General features: G+C 72.4%; 12 protein-coding genes and 2 pseudogenes. 9 read left to right on the top strand and 5 right to left on the bottom strand.

Annotation, left to right across the window (positions count from 1 at the left end):
* A pseudogene (locus VT50_RS31070) lies at positions 1 to 319 on the bottom strand (hypothetical protein); the annotation flags it as partial.
* Positions 320 to 430: 111 nt separating this feature from the next.
* Between VT50_RS31070 and VT50_RS31065 the strand changes: the two are divergent.
* Positions 431 to 1453 (top strand): adenosine deaminase, encoded by a 1023-nt coding sequence (locus VT50_RS31065; RefSeq protein WP_079343928.1) that lies wholly within the window; start codon positions 431 to 433, stop codon positions 1451 to 1453.
* Positions 1450 to 2157: a glycerophosphodiester phosphodiesterase gene (locus VT50_RS31060; RefSeq protein ID WP_046087386.1), complete on the top strand. Its 708-nt coding sequence runs from the start codon at positions 1450 to 1452 to the stop codon at positions 2155 to 2157. The genes VT50_RS31065 and VT50_RS31060 overlap by 4 nt, the downstream gene beginning before the upstream one ends.
* Positions 2158 to 2216: 59 nt before the next feature.
* On the opposite strand, the gene VT50_RS31055 is transcribed toward VT50_RS31060, so the two are convergent.
* Positions 2217 to 3668, bottom strand: coding sequence for a gamma-aminobutyraldehyde dehydrogenase (locus VT50_RS31055; protein ID WP_046087387.1), 1452 nt, complete (start codon positions 3666 to 3668; stop codon positions 2217 to 2219).
* Between the two features lie 178 nt (positions 3669 to 3846).
* Here VT50_RS31055 and VT50_RS31050 point away from each other — a divergent pair, with 178 nt between their 5' ends.
* Positions 3847 to 4320 (top strand): Lrp/AsnC family transcriptional regulator, encoded by a 474-nt coding sequence (locus VT50_RS31050; protein WP_020868121.1) that lies wholly within the window; start codon positions 3847 to 3849, stop codon positions 4318 to 4320.
* Between the two features lie 2 nt (positions 4321 to 4322).
* Positions 4323 to 5684 (top strand): aspartate aminotransferase family protein, encoded by a 1362-nt coding sequence (locus VT50_RS31045; RefSeq protein WP_046087388.1) that lies wholly within the window; start codon positions 4323 to 4325, stop codon positions 5682 to 5684.
* Positions 5685 to 5755: 71 nt separating this feature from the next.
* Here the strand turns inward: VT50_RS31045 and VT50_RS31040 are convergent, their stop codons facing one another.
* Positions 5756 to 7396, bottom strand: a complete 1641-nt coding sequence (locus VT50_RS31040; RefSeq protein ID WP_078840794.1) for a PucR family transcriptional regulator — start codon at positions 7394 to 7396, stop codon at positions 5756 to 5758.
* Between the two features lie 240 nt (positions 7397 to 7636).
* Here VT50_RS31040 and VT50_RS31035 point away from each other — a divergent pair, with 240 nt between their 5' ends.
* The 5 genes and pseudogenes from VT50_RS31035 (at position 7637) to VT50_RS31015 (ending at position 14235) form a co-directional block, all read left to right on the top strand.
* Positions 7637 to 9112, top strand: a complete 1476-nt coding sequence (locus VT50_RS31035) for a sodium:solute symporter family protein (protein WP_046087390.1) — start codon at positions 7637 to 7639, stop codon at positions 9110 to 9112.
* Positions 9113 to 9165: 53 nt separating this feature from the next.
* A pseudogene (locus VT50_RS31030) lies at positions 9166 to 10788 on the top strand (thiamine pyrophosphate-binding protein); the annotation flags it as partial.
* A 280-nt stretch (positions 10789 to 11068) separates the two neighbouring features.
* Complete coding sequence (locus tag VT50_RS31025) at positions 11069 to 11794, top strand: ABC transporter ATP-binding protein (protein ID WP_046087391.1); 726 nt, start codon at positions 11069 to 11071, stop codon at positions 11792 to 11794.
* The gene (locus tag VT50_RS31020) at positions 11776 to 13032 is read left to right on the top strand and encodes a hypothetical protein (RefSeq protein ID WP_046087392.1); all 1257 of its coding nucleotides are present in this window, start codon (positions 11776 to 11778) and stop codon (positions 13030 to 13032) included. Before VT50_RS31025 ends, VT50_RS31020 begins: the two co-directional genes overlap by 19 nt.
* Before the next feature lie 105 nt (positions 13033 to 13137).
* Entirely contained in the window at positions 13138 to 14235 is a 1098-nt protein-coding gene (locus tag VT50_RS31015; RefSeq protein WP_046087393.1) for an LOG family protein, read from the top strand.
* A 42-nt stretch (positions 14236 to 14277) separates the two neighbouring features.
* Here VT50_RS31015 and VT50_RS31010 read toward each other — a convergent pair whose 3' ends face one another.
* Together VT50_RS31010 and VT50_RS31005 are read right to left on the bottom strand one after the other, a co-directional pair.
* Complete coding sequence (locus VT50_RS31010; RefSeq protein ID WP_046087394.1) at positions 14278 to 15315, bottom strand: ABC transporter ATP-binding protein; 1038 nt, start codon at positions 15313 to 15315, stop codon at positions 14278 to 14280.
* Positions 15316 to 16929, bottom strand: a complete 1614-nt coding sequence (locus tag VT50_RS31005) for an ABC transporter permease (RefSeq protein WP_046087395.1) — start codon at positions 16927 to 16929, stop codon at positions 15316 to 15318.
* Positions 16930 to 17009: the final 80 nt, after the last annotated feature.

Here is a 17009-nt window from a genome sequence, read left to right as displayed (position 1 = left end):
GGCCCGGCATGGCGGGGTGGGAGGTGAGGGTCGGCTGTTCGGCCACCCTGGGCCGGGGCGCGGGGGCCGCCGGGGGCCGGGGCGCGGAGGTGTTCTGTTCGGCCGCGCCCACCGCCTTGTCCGCCACATCCGCGTCGGCCGCGCCGCTGGCCCCCGCGGCCTTGTTCCCAGCCGCCTTGTCCCCAGCCGTCTTCTTCTCCATCGCGACCCGCTGCGCCGGTGGAGCCCAGGGATCGCGGTCGAGCGGTTCGGGCTGCCTCGGCGGTCCGGATCGCCGCTGCTCATCCTGCGGCTCGGGCGGGTCGTGCTGGTCGGCCATGAAGCTCCCCACAAAGACGTCCGCCCATGTTACGGCCTGTGGCGAGCCCGTCGGCGCCACACAATACGATGACCGGAACCCGCCGTCGGCGGGCGTCTCCCGGAGGTTTTGTTGACCGATCTGACCACCTTCATCGCCGGGCTGCCCAAGGCGGAGCTCCATGTGCACCACGTGGGATCCGCCTCGCCGCGCATCGTGGCCGAACTGGCCGCCCGCCACCCCGACTCCAAGGTGCCCACCGATCCCGAGGCCCTTGCCGAGTACTTCGTCTTCCGGGACTTCGCGCACTTCATCGAGATCTATCTCTCCGTGGTGGACCTGATCCGCGACGCCGAGGACGTCCGGCTGCTCACCTACGAGATCGCCCGCGACATGGCCCGGCAGAACATCCGCTACGCCGAGTTGACCGTCACGCCCTACAGCTCGACCCGTCGCGGCATCCCGGACACCGCCTTCGTCGAGGCGATCGAGGACGCCCGTAAGACCGCCGAGTCCGATTTCGGCACGGTGCTGCGCTGGTGCTTCGACATCCCCGGCGAGGCCGGTCTCGAGGCCGCCGAGGAGACCGCCCGGATCGCCTGTGAACTGAACCCCGAGGGGCTGGTCGGCTTCGGTCTCGGCGGCCCCGAGATAGGGGTGCCGCGCCCCCAGTTCAAGCCGTACTTCGACCGGGCCATCGCCGCCGGGCTGCACAGTGTGCCGCACGCGGGCGAGACCACCGGGCCGCAGACGATCTGGGACGCCCTCATCGAGTTGCGGGCGGAGCGCATCGGCCACGGCACCAGCGCCGTCCAGGACCCGAAGCTGCTCGCCCATCTCGCGGAGCACCGCATTCCGCTGGAGGTCTGCCCGACCTCCAACATCGCCACCCGCGCCGTCGCCACGCTCGGTGAACACCCCCTGCGGCGGATGGTCGAGGCCGGGGTGCTGGTCACGATCAACAGCGACGACCCGCCGATGTTCGGCACCGACCTCAACACCGAGTACCAGGTCGCGGCGCAGCTGCTGGACCTGGACGCGGCGGGCGTCGCCGCCCTCGCCAAGAACGCGGTCGAGGCCTCCTTCCTGGACGCCGAGGGCAAGGCGCGGCTCTCGGCGGAGATCGACGCCTACGCGGCGGTCGCGGGCCGATGAGACCGGCGGGGGCCGGATGCGTCCCGATCGGCCACCGCGGCGACCCGTATGTGTGCCGTGAGAACACCCTGCCCTCGATACGCTCCGCGGTGCGCGCGGGAGCGGGCGCGGTCGAGATCGACGTACGGCTGACCCGGGACGGGGTGCCGGTGCTGCTCCACGACGCCACGCTGAAGCGGCTGTGGGGCCGGGACCGGCCGCTGTCCGGGCTGTCCGCCGAGGAGGTGCGGCAGCTGACCGGCGGGGGCGTGCCGACCCTGCGCGACGCCCTCGCCTGCGCCGGCTCCACCCGGCTGCTGATTGACCTGCCGGACGCGTCGGCCGCGCCCGCCGCCGTCGCCCAGGTGCGGGAGAGCGGGGCCGCCGACCGGGTGTACTACTGCGGCGCCCTGAGGGCGCTGCACGCCGTGCGCCGTGCGGACCCGGACGCCGAGATCGCGCTGACCTGGACCACGCTGGCCCCGCCTGGTCCGGCGCTGCTGGCCGCGCTGCGCCCCCGGTGGCTCAACTACCGCTTCGGGCTGGTCTCCCGGGAGCTGGTCGCCCGCCATCATGCCGACGGACTGCTGGTCTCCGCCTGGACCGCCGACACCCGACGGTCGATGTCCCGGCTGCTGGGGGCGGGCGTCGACGCGATCACCACCAACCGCGTCGCCGCCCTGGCGGCCCTGGTCCGGCTGTCCCCCCTTGGCCATGACGGGTGACCCTGCCATGACCAAGTGACAAGCCCGGCGCGGGAATCGGCCCGCCCCCCGCGCGGGAATCAGCCCAGGGACGTCATGACGTGCTTGACGCGGGTGTAGTCCTCGAAGCCGTACGCGGACAGATCCTTGCCGTAGCCGGACTTCTTGAAGCCGCCGTGCGGCATCTCGGCGACCAGCGGGATATGGGTGTTGATCCAGACGCAGCCGAAGTCCAGGGCCTTGGACATCCGCATCGCGCGGGCGTGGTCCTTGGTCCACACCGATGAGGCCAGCGCGTACTCCACGCCATTGGCGTAGGAGATGGCCTGCGCCTCGTCCGAGAAGGTCTGCACGGTGATGACCGGGCCGAAGACCTCGTTCTGGATGATCTCGTCGTCCTGCTTGAGCCCGGAGACCACGGTGGGCGCGTAGAAGTAGCCCTTGTCGCCGACCCGGTGGCCGCCCGCCTCGACCTTGGCGTGCGCGGGCAGCCGGTCGATGAAGCCGGTGACCTGGGCCAGCTGGTTGGCGTTGTTCAACGGGCCGTACAGCACGTCCTCGTCGTCCGGCGCGCCGGTCTTGGTCTCGGCTGCGGCCTTGGCGAGCGCGCTCACGAACTCATCGTGGATCGACTCGTGGACCAGCACCCGGGTGGCGGCCGTACAGTCCTGGCCCGCGTTGAAGAAGCCCGCGACCGAGATGTCCTCGACCGCCTTGGGGATGTCGGTGTCCTCGAAGACCACGACGGGGGCCTTGCCGCCGAGCTCCAGGTGCACCCGCTTGAGGTCCTTCGACGCGCTCTCGGCGACCTGCTTCCCGGCCCGCACCGAGCCGGTGATGGACGCCATGGCGGGCACGGAGTGCTCCACCATCAGCCGACCGGTCTCGCGGTCGCCGCAGATCACGTTGAACACGCCCTGCGGATGGCCCAGCTCCGCCAGCACTCCGCCGATGATCTCGGCGAACAGCACGGTGGAGGCGGGCGTGGTGTCCGAGGGCTTGATGACGACCGTATTGCCCGCCGCCAGCGCCGGGGCGAACTTCCATACGGCCATCATCATCGGGTAGTTCCAGGGTGCGACCTGGGCGCACACCCCGACCGGCTCCCGCCGGATGATCGAGGTGAGCCCTTCCATGTACTCACCGGCCGAGCGGCCCTCGAGCATCCGGGCCGCGCCCGCGAAGAAGCGGATCTGGTCGATCATCGGCGGGATCTCCTCGTCCCGCGTGAGACCGATCGGCTTGCCGGTGTTCTCGGACTCGGCGGCGATCAGCTCCTCCGCCCGCGCCTCGAAGGCGTCAGCGATCTTGAGCAGGACCTTCTGCCGCTCACCGGGGATCAGGTCGCGCCAGGCCGGGAAGGCGGCCTCGGCGGCGGCCATCGCCGCGTCCACGTCCGCGGCGCCCGAGAGCGGCGCGGTGGCGTAGGGCTCGCCCGTGGCCGGGTTGACCACCTCCGTGGTCCGCCCGTCCGCGGCGTCCCGGAACTCTCCGTCGATGTAGTTGCGCAGACGACGCAGTTCGGTGGTCACGTGCCACCCCTCCTGTCAGCTGTCCGATGGGTGAGACACCCACAGTAGTCGCGGGTGCTGCGTTTTCAACATACCCGCCACACCAGAACGACGGAATCAGTGTTTTCAAGGTCTCTCAACGACGAAATTCATCGAAGAAGGGTTGCGACACGGGCGAGGCTCGTGCACAGTGAGGGTCGTGGCCACACCTGACAAGAACGGCACGCCGACCCTCGACTCCGTATCCCTGGCGATCATCGAGCAGCTCCAGGAGGACGGTCGCCGGCCGTACGCCGCCATCGGAAAGGCCGTCGGACTCTCCGAGGCCGCCGTACGGCAGCGGGTACAGAAGCTGCTCGACCAGGGCGTGATGCAGATCGTCGCCGTCACCGATCCTCTCACCGTGGGGTTCCGGCGTCAGGCGATGGTCGGCATCAACGTCGAGGGCGATCTCGACCCGGTCGCGGACGCGCTGACCGCCATGGACGAGGTCGAGTACGTGGTCGTCACCGCGGGTTCCTTCGATCTCCTGATCGAAATCGTCTGCGAGGACGACGACCACCTCCTCGAAATGATCAACAAGCGGATCCGCACGCTGCCCGGTGTGCGCTCCACCGAGAGCTTCGTCTACCTCAAGCTCCGGAAGCAGACCTATACCTGGGGAACGAGATAGCAATGAGCGCCGACCTCTCCAAGACGGCGTACGACCACCTGTGGATGCACTTCACCCGCATGTCGTCGTACGAGAACTCCCCCGTGCCGACGATCGTGCGCGGTGAGGGCACGTACATCTACGACGACAAGGGCAAGCGGTACATCGACGGCCTGGCCGGGCTGTTCGTGGTCAACGCGGGCCACGGCCGGGTCGAGCTGGCGGAGACGGCCTACAAGCAGGCCCAGGAGCTCGCCTTCTTCCCGGTGTGGAGCTACGCCCACCCCAAGGCCGTCGAGCTCGCCGAGCGGCTGGCGGGCTACGCACCCGGCGACCTGAACAAGGTCTTCTTCACCACCGGCGGCGGCGAGGCCGTCGAGACCGCGTGGAAGCTGGCCAAGCAGTACTTCAAGCTCATCGGCAAGCCCACCAAGCACAAGGTCATATCCCGGGCGGTCGCCTACCACGGCACCCCGCAGGGCGCCCTCTCGATCACCGGTCTGCCGGGGCTCAAGGCGCCGTTCGAACCGCTGGTCCCCGGCGCCCACAAGGTTCCCAACACCAACATCTACCGTGCCCCGATCTTCGGTGATGACCCCGAGGCGTTCGGCCGCTGGGCCGCCGACCAGATCGAGCAGCAGATCCTCTTCGAGGGCCCGGACACGGTGGCCGCGGTCTTCCTGGAGCCGGTGCAGAACGCGGGCGGCTGCTTCCCGCCGCCGCCCGGATACTTCCAGCGGGTCCGCGAGATCTGCGACCGCCATGAGGTGCTGCTCGTCTCGGACGAGGTCATCTGCGCCTTCGGGCGGGTGGGCACGATGTTCGCCTGCGACAAGTTCGGCTACGTCCCGGACATGATCACCTGCGCCAAGGGGATGACCTCCGGTTACTCCCCGATCGGCGCGTGCATCGTCTCCGACCGGCTCGCCGAGCCCTTCTACGAGGGCGACAACACCTTCCTGCACGGCTACACCTTCGGCGGCCATCCGGTCTCGGCCGCGGTGGCCCTGGGCAACTTGGACATCTTCGAGCGCGAGGGGCTCAACCAGCATGTGCTGGACAACGAGACCGCGTTCCGCGCCACGCTGGAGCGGCTGCACGAGCTGCCGATCGTCGGCGATGTCCGGGGGAACGGCTTCTTCTACGGCATCGAGCTGGTGAAGGACAAGGCCACCAAGGAGTCCTTCGACGAGGAGGAGACCGAGCGGATCCTCTATGGCTTCCTCTCCAAGGCGCTGTTCGAGAACGGTCTGTACTGCCGGGCCGACGACCGCGGCGACCCGGTCGTCCAGCTGGCCCCGCCGCTGATCGCCGACCAGACGGTCTTCGACGAGATCGAGCAGGTACTGCGGACGGTGCTGACGGAGGCGTGGACCAAGCTCTGAGGCCCGGGTGCCGCCTCGGCAGCTCAAGGTCAGGTGTCTCACGTCCATTTCACGCCGCCTTCACGCCCCCTTCACGCCCATTTGAGGGCGAACCACAGCTCCATACGGACGTCCGCGTCGCCCAGGTCCACATCCAGCAGGGCCCCGGCGCGGGCGATCCGCTGACGGACCGTATTGCGGTGGACCTCCAGCGCCACCGCCGTACGGTCCCAACTGCCGTGCAGCGACAGCCACACCCGCAGCGTCTCCAGCAGCGCCGGTGCGCCCTCGAGCGGCGCCAGCAGGGCCCGGCCGTGCGCCCCCGCCTCGGCCGGGTCCACCAGCGAGCCGACCCCGCCCGCGCGGGGCGGGCCGCTCCGCACCAGCGGCACCCGCTCGGCGACCGCCCGCCGCAGCGCACGGGCGGCGTCGGCGCCGCCGCGCGTCAGCTCCGCGGCCGGTACCGGCGCCCCGACGCCGAGGGTCCAGCCGGGCTGTGCCCGTACCTCCGCCTCGCCGGGCACCAGGGCGCTCAACGCGTCCCCGTCGAGGTCGACCAGCGGCGTCCCGAGCCCGGCCGCGAGCGCCGCCGTGGCCAGCAGCCCGTCGTCCCGGCCGCGACCGCGCCGCCGTCCGTGCACCACCGTCCACAGCGCGCCGCCCAACGGGGGCTCGGAGGAGGCCCCCGACTGCCCGAGCGTGCCGGGCCGCTCCGGCTGTCCCGGCTCCCCTGACTGTCTCCGCGTCCCTGATTGCCCTGGCTGTCCCGGCAAGGGACTCAGCAACCCCGCCACCCGTGCCGGTTCGGCGCCGAGCATCAGCCGTACCAGCGCCGATGTGCGCTCGGCCTCGGCGCCGACCACCCGCCGGGCCGTCAGCAGTGACAGCAGGACCACGGCCACCCCCACGATCGCTCCATCCGCCCCGTCCCGCCGGGGTGCGCAGACACCGAGCGCGAGCCGGTCCTCCGGCCCCGCCGGGCCGCCCAGCCCGTACGCGGTCAGCAGCAGCTCCTCACCGGCCGCGCCGGTCGCCCTGCCCGCCGCGGAGGACGGGCCCGAACGCAGCCGCGCCGCGAGCGCGCCGAGCGCCTTACGGGCGTCGCGCGACGGCCGCGGCCCGGCGGCCGCCAGCTCCGCACAGTCTGCGGCGGCCGGGGCGGCCGGGGCATCCGGGCCGACCGGCCCGTACAGCACCGTCCACCCCCCGAGGTGCTGGCTGAGCTGGCGCAGCACGGCCGGTACGGGGTGCGGGCGCGCCGCGGCGGTCGCCAGCGACTGCTGTGCCTCGGTGAGGCTCCGCAGCTCATGATGGCGGCGCTCGGCCATCACGTCCCATACGGCGCTCGCCACGGCGGTGAAGGTCGTCTGCCTGGGCACCTCCACCAGCGGCAGCCCGTGCCGGTCGCACGCCTCGGCCAGCGCGCGGGGCACCGTGTCGTGCACCGGGGCGATGCCGAAGCCGAGCGCCGCCGCGCCCGCCTGGACCGTACGGGCCACATAGCGGTCCCAGTAGGTGCCCGCACCCGCCGCCTCCGGGCAGTGCACCCCCGCGCTGAGCAGCAACTCTCCACCCAGCAGATACGGGACGGGGTCCTCCATCTCGCTGGTGTGGACGAAGTACACGGGCGTGTCCGCCTCGCGCCCGCCCGCGACCTGCCGCAAGCCCAGGGCGGGGTGGCTCAGGAGGGTGGAGAGCGGGACGGGGGCCGTCGGGGGGACGCGGTCGTTCATCATGGCGGGACCTCGCGAGAGGACGGTTCGTACACCCGGGGGATCGGGAGTGGAGGAAACGTACACTTCCCGGACGCTTCGGCGACACCTAGGGTCTCCGTCACTCCCCACATTCCCCAGACCCTCCCGGGGCTCGATCCCCGCGGATCGCCGGGACCTCCCCGATCCCGTACGTCTCCGCCTGCCGATGTCCCGACCTCCCGACCGCACGCCGCCCCAGCCGGACCGAGGAGCACCGCCATGACCGCTGTCGACTACACCGTGATCGTCGTCTATCTCGCGGGCATGCTCGCGCTCGGCTGGTGGGGGATGCGCCGCGCCCGTTCCACCAGCGACTTCCTGGTCGCGGGGCGGCGGCTGGGGCCGCTGATGTACTCCGGGACGATGGCCGCGATCGTGCTCGGCGGCGCGTCCACCATCGGCGGAGTCGGGCTCGGCTATCAGTACGGGCTCTCCGGCGCCTGGATGGTCATCGCCATCGGCCTCGGGCTGCTGGCGCTTTCGGTCTTCTTCTCGGCGCGTATCGCCCGGCTCAAGGTCTACACGGTCAGCCAGATGCTGGACCTGCGGTACGGCGGCTCCTCCGGGCTGATCTCGGGCATCGTGATGTGGGCGTACACGCTGATGCTGGCGGTCACATCGACCATCGCCTACGCCACCATCTTCGACGTGATCTTCGGGCTGGACCGGGTCATCGCCATCGTGCTCGGCGGGGCGATCGTGGTCTGTTACTCGACGCTCGGCGGCATGTGGTCGATCACCCTCACCGACATGGTGCAGTTCGTGGTCAAGACGGTGGGCGTGCTGCTCCTGCTGCTGCCGATCGCGGTGGTGAAGGCGGGCGGTTTCGACGCGATGAAGTCCGAACTCCCCCACGGCTACTTCTCCCCCATGGGCATAGGCGGCCAGACCGTCTTCACCTATGTGCTGATCTACTCCTTCGGCATGCTGATCGGCCAGGACATCTGGCAGCGGGTCTTCACCGCCCGCGATGACCGGGTCGCCCGCCTCGGCGGCACCGCGGCCGGGACGTACTGTCTGGCCTACGCGGTCGCGGGCGCGATCATCGGCACGGCGGCCAGGGTGCTGTACCCCAAGCTGGGCGCCCCGGACGACGCGTTCGCGACCATCGTCAAGGACGCCCTCCCGGTAGGCGTGAAGGGGCTGGTGCTGGCCGCCGCGCTGTCCGCGGTGATGTCCACCTCCTCGGGCGCGCTGATCGCCTGCGCGACGGTGGCCAACAACGACATCTGGGCCCGGCTGCGCGGCCGTACCCTCCGTACGGCAGGCGCCTCCCATGACGAGATCGGCGGCAACCGCGTCTTCATCCTCCTCATGGGCCTCGCCGTGATCGGCATCTCGGTGGCGCTCAACGATGTCGTCGAGGCGCTGACCGTTGCCTACAACGTGCTGGTCGGCGGGTTGCTGATGCCGATCCTGGGCGGGCTGCTGTGGAAGCGCGGCACGGGCGCGGGCGCCCTGGCCTCGGTCGGTGTCGGCGGCCTTACGGTCATCGCGCTGATGGGGTGGAAGGGCATCCTCGCCAACGAGCCCATCTACTTCGGGCTGCTGGCCTCGCTGGTGGCGTATGTGGCGGTCAGCCTCGCCACCAAGCCGACCGACGCGGCGATCCTGGACGTCTGGCGGCGACGGCTGGCCGGTGAGCCCGCCGCTCCCGCCTCGGAGGCCACCAGTCCGGCGACCACGGGCGCCTGACACCACAACACCCTCGCTCTCTTGGCAACGCATCATCAGAAAGGCACCCACCCATGCCCACCGCACAGCGCGCGCGTCACGGCGGCGATCTCGTCGTGGAGTCCCTCACCGCGCTCGGGGCGAGCACCGTGTTCGGGCTTCCCGGACAGCACGCCCTCGGGGCGTTCGACGCGCTGCGGCGGTCCGGGCTGGCCTATGTGGGACTGCGGGTGGAGAACAACGCCGGGTTCGCCGCCGACGCCTTCGCGCGTGTGACCGGCACGGTCGCCCCGCTGCTGGTGTCCACCGGGCCGGGGGCGCTCATGACGCTCGCCGCGCTGCAGGAGTCGGCGGCGGCCTCCGCGCCCGTCCTCGCCATCGGCAGCCAGGTGCCGACGGCGGGGCTCGGCGGTGGGCGCAAGGGCTATCTCCATGAACTCGTCAACCAGCAGGCGTCGTTCCGCGATGTCGTGAAGTCCGTCCACCCGGTCCGTACCGCCTCCCAGATCCCCTCCGCGGTCGCCGCCGCCTGGGCCTCCGCACTGGAGGCCCCCGCCGGGCCGGTGTGGCTGGAGATCCCGCAGGATGTGCTGCTCGCACCGGTCTCCGTTCCGCCGGTGGCCTCGCTGCGGGCCGAGCCCCGGCCGCTGCCACCCCGGCCCGAGCTGACGGCGAAGGCCACGAGGCTGCTGAACGCCGCCGAGCGTCCGGTGATCCTGGCCGGGGGCGGAGTGGTGCGCGCCGGGGCGCGGCAGGAGCTGCGGGCACTGGCCGAGGCGCTGGACGCGCCCGTGGCGATGACCTTCGGCGGCAAGGGCGCATTCCCGTGGGACCATCCGCTCTCGCTCCAGTCCTGGCTGGAGGACGCGCACACCACCGCGTTCCTGGAGGACGCCGATGTCCTGTTGGTCGTCGGCTCCGGACTCGGTGAGCTCTCCTCCAACTACCACACGTTCCGCCCGCGGGGCCGTCTCGTCCAGATCGAGGCCGACCTCGGGAAGCTGGAGTCCAACCACCCGGCGCTCGGCATCCACGCCGACGCCCGCGAGGCGCTGGCCGCCCTCGCCGAGGCGATCACGCCCCGCCCGCCGGGCACGGCGGCCAAGGCCGCGGCCGGGCTGCTCACCCGGGTGCGGGAGCGGATCGACGCACAGGGCCTGGAGCTGGAGCGGCGGGTGCTGGGCGCGGTGCGGGACGCGCTCCCCGATGACTCCCCCAGCTTCTGGGACATGACGATCCTCGCCTACTGGGCCTGGTCCGCCTTCGATCCCCGCGCGGGCGCCCTGCACTCGGCGCAGGGCGCGGGCGGCCTCGGCTACGGCTTCCCGGCCGCCCTCGGGGCCGCCGCCGCGGACCGCGCCCGGCCGGTGCTGGCCGTGTCGGGCGACGGCGGCGCCATGTACTCGATCGCCGAACTCGCGACCGCTCATCAGTATCAACTCCCCATCACCTGGTTGATCGTGGACGACGGCGGCTACGGCATCCTGCGCGAGTACATGACGGACACGTTCGGCGAGGCGACCGCCACCGAACTGTCCCGCCCGGACTTCGTCGCACTAGCCGAGTCCTTCGGCGTCCCGGCGGCCCGTACCACACCCGAGCGGCTGCGCGCGGACCTCGCCGACGCCCTCGCGGCCCCCGGGCCCTCGGTCGTGGTACTGCCCGCGCTCCTGCGGATGTTCGCGCCCACCCACCTCGACCGACTCACCGAAAGCGGCAGCCCCGGCCCCGAAAGCGGCCCCGGCCCTGGTCCCAATGGCGCTCCTGGTCCCGGCGGCGACCCCGCCCCCGGTTCCGATCAGCGCTGATCGGAACCCGACCCCGATCAGGGCTGATCGGAGGAAATGGGCGCCACCCGCGCCGAGCCTGGACGCGGGCCCCCACCCGAGTCCTTACCGTGCCAGTGACCCATTGGCTCCGCGCTCGTTCACCCAACCGGGGGAACGAGACGGTCGCAGGTAAGGCGAGGTGCTCGGGATGGTGGCTCCGCCGGACGACGACATGCTCGCGGCACGCACCGTGTCATACGCCTATGGCGGTTCGCCCGCCCTCATCGGGGTTTCACTCCGCGCCCGGGAGGGTGAGATCGTCGCCGTCACCGGTCCGCGCGGCTGTGGCAAGACCACCCTTCTCGCCTCCTTGGCGGGCCAACTCGTCCCGGACAGCGGGGAGGTGTGGTTCAAGGGCGTCCCCGTGCACTCCCTCCCTCCCCTCGGTCTCGAACGGCTGCGGCGCGAGCACTTCGGTTGGATCGGCACCGAACCCCAGCTCGTCCCCGAACTCAACGCCTGGGAGAACGCCGCGCTCGCCCTGATGCTGCGCGGCACCGGGCGGCGCGCCGCGAAAAGCGCCGCATGCGAATGGCTGGACCGGCTCGACGTCGGCGAGTGCGCCCGGGCACGGCCCGCCGCGCTGCTGCAGTCACAACGCCAGCGGGTCGCGATCGCCCGCGCGCTGGCCGCCGGGCCCAGCGTGCTCTTCGCCGACGAGCCCACCGCCCCGCTGCACCAGACCGACCGCGCCCAGGTGCTGCGCACCCTCACCTCGGCGGCCCGCACCCACGGCATCACCGTGGTCCTCGCGACACATGACCAGGAGGTGGCCACCCTCGCCGACCACACCGTCGCCCTGCTCGACGGGCGCCGAGTGGGCTCGGACCCCTCCGAGGCGGAAGGCAGGACCGCGTGCTCAGCCTCCGCCTAGTCCGCGGCGCCCGCCCGTCGGTGCTGCTGCGGCGGTCGCTGGTCACCGTCGCGGCGGCGGGGGCGAGCTTTCTGCTGCTGAGCGCCCTCGGATTCGCCTCGGGCCATCCGGACGACGCGCAGGGCGCGGTGGGGCGGCTGCTGTGGTGTCTCGTACCGCTGACCGCGACCGTCCAACTGGCCATCGCCGTGGGCCGCGCCGACCCCAGCACCGGCCCTGGCCCCGGTTTTGCGGCGGCCGGAGTCGGCCCGGCCAGGGCGGCGCTGCTCGCGGCGGTCTCGATGGCGGCCGCCTGTGCGCTCGGCGGTGTGCTGGCGCTGCTCGTCTTCCTGCATCTACGCGGCGATCTCGGCGGCTCCTGGCTGGACTGGGCCGGAAGCGGGGCGGCAGACCGACAGCTCGGCGGCGGCCGATCACTGCCCTTGGCCGGGACGGTCACACTGCTCGCCGTCGTCCCCGTGGTGGTGGGCGCGGCATGTGCGGCCGGGCTGTGGCCCCGGCAGCCGAGCGCGGCCCACCACCCGGTCATCGGTCCACGGGGCGCTCGCCGCCCGGCGGCCCCGGCCCGGCCCACCGTGGTGACGGGACCGGTCGCACCCCGGCCCCACCAGGCGACCTCCGGACTTCCCTGGGGCATCGCACTGACCGCGGCCGGACTCGCCCTGCAGGCGTACGCGAGCGGTAACGCACCCCCGCGCCCCGACGCCCTGCTCGCCGTGCCGGGGCGGCTCGGTGGCAACCCGCCCGGTGTGGTGGGCGGGTGGGCGCTGGCGGCGCTCGGGCTGGTGCTGGCCGGGCCCGGCCTCACCCATCTGTGCGGCAGGCTGCTGGCCGTCGGGCGGCCGGGCGTACTGCGGCTGCTGGCCGGGCGGATGCTCCAGCAGGAGGCCGGGCTGATCGGACGCCCGGTCGGCGCGCTGTGCGCCCTGGCCGCCGCCGGATGCACCGTCCTCGAACTGTACGGAAGGGTCTCCGGGCCGTCCGGGGCCCATGCCTTCGGCCCGCTCACCGGTCTGGGCGCGGCCCTGGTCACGCTGTGCGCCGCGGCCACCACCCTGACCGCGGTCGTGGAAGCGAGGAGCGCGCGCGAGCGCACGACGTCCGCCCTGGTCCGCCTCGGCGCCCCGGCCCGACTGCTCCGCGGGGCGGCCGCGCTGCGCACGACGGCCCTGCTGGCGCTCCTGGTGCCGCTGGTGTGGGTGGTGGCGCAGCTCACCGCGATGCCGTTCCACCGCTGAAAATCCCGGATGTCTGTGTTCATGCCTGGATTGTGCGGTGAAGCGGCTCGGTCATGTTCGCCGCTATCCACAGCCCCCCACCTCCGGTGTGATTAGCATGTCGGCGTGCAGGAACCAGACCGGGAAATAGAGTCCATCGAGGAGTTCGACCACGTCGTCGCCCGCGGCACGCTGGCCGGGTTCCGGGTCCAGTCCGTGGACCTGACAGGCCGTACGGCCGCGCTCCTCTCCACCGACACCAGCGAAGCCGTCTTCCTCGGCTGCCCGATGGAGACCGAAGCGGCGGCGAAGGTCCGGGCCGGGGGCGCGCTGGTGTTCCCACCGGTGCCGGATCTGCCGTTCGATCCGTACCGCGGCACCCTCTACTCCTCCGCGGAGCTCTTCACGGGCCTCACGGAACACGGTTATGCGCGGACGCCGGACGCGCTCGCCTACGCCTGGTTCCAGCGGACCAAGACCGACGGCGACATCTTCGCCTCGATGCTGCGCTCCATCCACGACGACGCGGTCTCCGACGCCCTCGACGAATTCCTCGTCGGGACGCGGGTGGTGGGCGTGATGGGCGGCCACGCCCTGGAGCGCGGCTCCGAAGGGTTCGCTGGCGCCGCACGGCTCGGCCGGGCCCTGGCGCGGGCCGGTGTCACGGTCGCGACGGGCGGCGGGCCGGGCGCGATGGAGGCCGCGAACCTCGGCGCCTACACGGCCCCGCACGAGGACGCGGTGCTGGACGAGGCGCTCGAACTGGTCGGCAAGACACCCTCCTTCCGGCCGTCCATCGGTGCCTGGGCCGAGGCCGCCTTCGCGGTGCGCGAGCGCTGGCCGGACGGCGGGGCGTCGGTCGGCATCCCCACCTGGTTCTACGGACACGAGCCGCCGAACGCGTTCGCCTCGCACATCGCCAAGTACTTCGCCAACGCCACCCGCGAGGACGGGCTGCTGGCCCGCTCGACCGCGGGCGTGGTCTTCCTGCCGGGCGCCGCCGGGACCGTCCAGGAGATCTTCGACAACGCCACGCCGAACTACTACGAGTCACGCGGTGAGCCGACCCAGATGGTGCTGGTTGACCGGGACCACTGGACCCGGCGGCTGCCGACCTGGCCGCTCCTCGAAGCGCTCGCGGAGGGACGGTCCATGAAGGCCCGCATCGCTCTGGTGGACTCGGTGGACGAGGCACCCGAAGCCCTGCTGTCGATGCTGGGCTGAGCGGGCGTCAAGGAAACGCCGAGGGCCAAGGGAGCCCCGGCGTCAGGGTTCGGGGTCCAGGAGCACCACATCGGCCGGGTCGATGGCCGCCCCGACCCGGGCCCCGGCCTCAGGGGCGTCCCGCAGGGCGCAGGACGCCTCCAGGCGCGGCGCGACCGGATCCGACAGCCGCAGGATGAGCGCCACATGGTCGCCGCGGAAGGTGCGCGCCGCCACGGTGCACGCCAGCCCCTCCCCGGGGTCCGTCAGCCGCACCCCGGCCGGGCGGACCAGCAGCCTGCCGGGGCCCGGCCGGGAGCCGGGCGGCACGGGCAGCTTGCCCCAGACGGTGTCGGCGACCTCGCCGTGCACGATCGCCTCGACCACATTGTCGAAGCCGAGGAATCGCGCGACGAACTCGGTGGCGGGCCGCTGCCACACCTCCAGCGGGGTGCCGGTCTGGGCGATCCGGCCGTTCTCCATCACCACCACCCGGTCCGCGAGCGCGAACGCCTCCCCCTGGTCGTGGGTGACCGCGAGGACCGTGGTGCCCAGCCGCGCGAAGAGCTCGCGGAGCTCCACCACCAGCCGCTCCCGCAGCCCCCGGTCAAGCTGGCCCAGCGGCTCGTCCAGCATCAGCAGCTTGGGGCGCGGCGCCAGCGCGCGGGCGAGCGCCACCCGCTGCTGCTCACCACCGGAGAGCGAGTCGACGGGGCGGCGCTGGGCGCCCGGCAGCCCCACCAGCTCAAGCAGTTCGGCGACCCGGCGGTCCGCCTCCACGCGGCCCACCCCGCGCATCCGCAGCCCGAAGGCGACGTTGCCGCCCACGTCCCGCTGCGGGAACAGCTGGTGGTCCTGGAACATCAGCCCCAGGCCGCGCCGGTGTGTGGGCACCCCGCTCTGGTCGACCCCGGCGAGCCACACCCGGCCGGCGTCGGGGCGCTGCAGCCCGGCCACCACGCGCAGCATGGTGGACTTGCCGCTTCCGCTCGGCCCCAGCACACAGACCGTCTCGTGCTCGGCGACCTCCAGGTCCACGGTGTCCAGCGCGTCGCGCCGGCCGAACCTTACGGTCACCTCGTCCAGTCGCAGCAGCGTCATTCAGAACTCTCCGGAACGGTCGGTGCGGATGCGCTCGAGCGCCAGCAGGGATCCGGCGCAGACCAGCATCAGGATCGTGCTCAGGGCCATCGCCTGCCCGTAGGTGAGCTGTCCGGCCCGGCCCAGGAAGCGGGCGATGGCCACCGGGAGGGTCGGATGGTCGGGCCGCGCGATGAAGACCGTCGCCCCGAACTCGCCCAGGGAGACGGCGAACGCGAAGCCCGCCGCGACCGCCAAGGCCCGCCCGACCAGCGGCAGGTCCACCTCCCGCCAGACCCGCCACGGGGACGCCCCGAGCACGGCCGCCGCCTCCCGCAGCCGGTGGTCCACCGCCCGCAGCACCGGCAGCATGGTCCGTACGACGAAGGGCACGCCCACCAGGGCCTGGGCGAGCGGCACCAGGACCCAGGAGGCACGCAGATCCAGCGGGGGCTCGTCCAGGGCGATCAGGAAGCCGAATCCCACGGTGACGGCCGAGGTGCCCAGCGGCAGCATCAGCAGGGCGTCGAAGCCCCGCACCAGCCTGCCCGCCCTACGGGTGAGCGCGGCGGCGGCGAGACCGCCCACGACGAGGGCGAAGACGGTGGCGATCGCCGCGTACCCCAGGGAGTTCCCGATGGCCTCCATGGGAGCCACGAAGAAGGTGCCCCCGCTGTCGGCGGCCGACCCCAACGCCTCGTAGTAGGTGAAGCCATAGCCGTCCGGCCCGTTCAGCGAGCGCTCCACCAGCACCGCGAGCGGAGTGACGATCAGCAGCGCGACCACCGCCAGCACGCCCCACAACAGCGCCCACTGGGCCGGGCCCTTCGGGCGGCGCGCGGTGCGGCCCGGGTCGACGAGCCGCAGGGCGCTCTCGCGGCGCCTTACGGTCCACGCGTGCAGGGCCAACACGGCCGCGACCGCGGCGAACTGGACGAGGGTCAGCACCGCGGCCGTGGGGAGGTCAAGCAGCTGCGCGGTCTCCCGGTAGATCGCCACCTCCAGAGTGGCGTAGCGGGGGCCGCCCAGGATCTGGATCACGCCGAAGGAGGTGAAGGTGAACAGGAACACCATCAGCGCGGCGGCAGCCACGGCGGGCGCCAGGGCGGGCAGCGTCACCCGGCGCCAGGCCGACAGCCGGCTCGCGCCGAGCACCCGCGCGGCCTCCTCCTGGCGCGGGTCGAGCTGGGCCCACAGCCCGCCCACGGTCCTGACGACGACCGCGTAGTTGAAGAAGACATGGGCCAGGAGGATCGCCCAGACGGAGGTGTCGAGCCGCACCCCCCACAGCCCGTCCAGCAGCCCGCCCCGGCCGAGCAGGGCCAGGAAGGCCGATCCGGCGACGACGGTCGGCAGGACGAACGGCACGGTCACCACGGCCCGCAGCAGCCCCTTGCCGGGGAAGTCGAAGCGGGCGAAGACATAGGCGCCGGGCAGCGCCACCGCGAGCGTGAGGGCGGTCGACGCGACCGCCTGCCAGCAGGTGAACCACAGGACGTCCAGCGTCGCCGGATCGGTCACCACCTCGGCGATCCGGCCGAACCGCCACCGCCCGCCGACACGCAGCCCCCGGGTGACGATGGCGGCCACGGGATAGGCGAAGAAGACCGCGAAGAAGGCGAGCGGCACCGCCATCAGAGCGAGCCGGAAGGCCGTCGCGCGACGACCGCCGCGGTCCGCCGTGGCAGCCTTACGGTGGCCGCCGGCCGTCTTAC

It is taken from the genome of Streptomyces antioxidans, assembly GCF_000968685.2.
GTDB classification, from domain to species: domain Bacteria; phylum Actinomycetota; class Actinomycetes; order Streptomycetales; family Streptomycetaceae; genus Streptomyces; species Streptomyces antioxidans.
The sequence above is the reverse complement of the archived record's forward strand: the minus strand, read 5'-3'. Positions and strand labels throughout refer to the sequence as shown.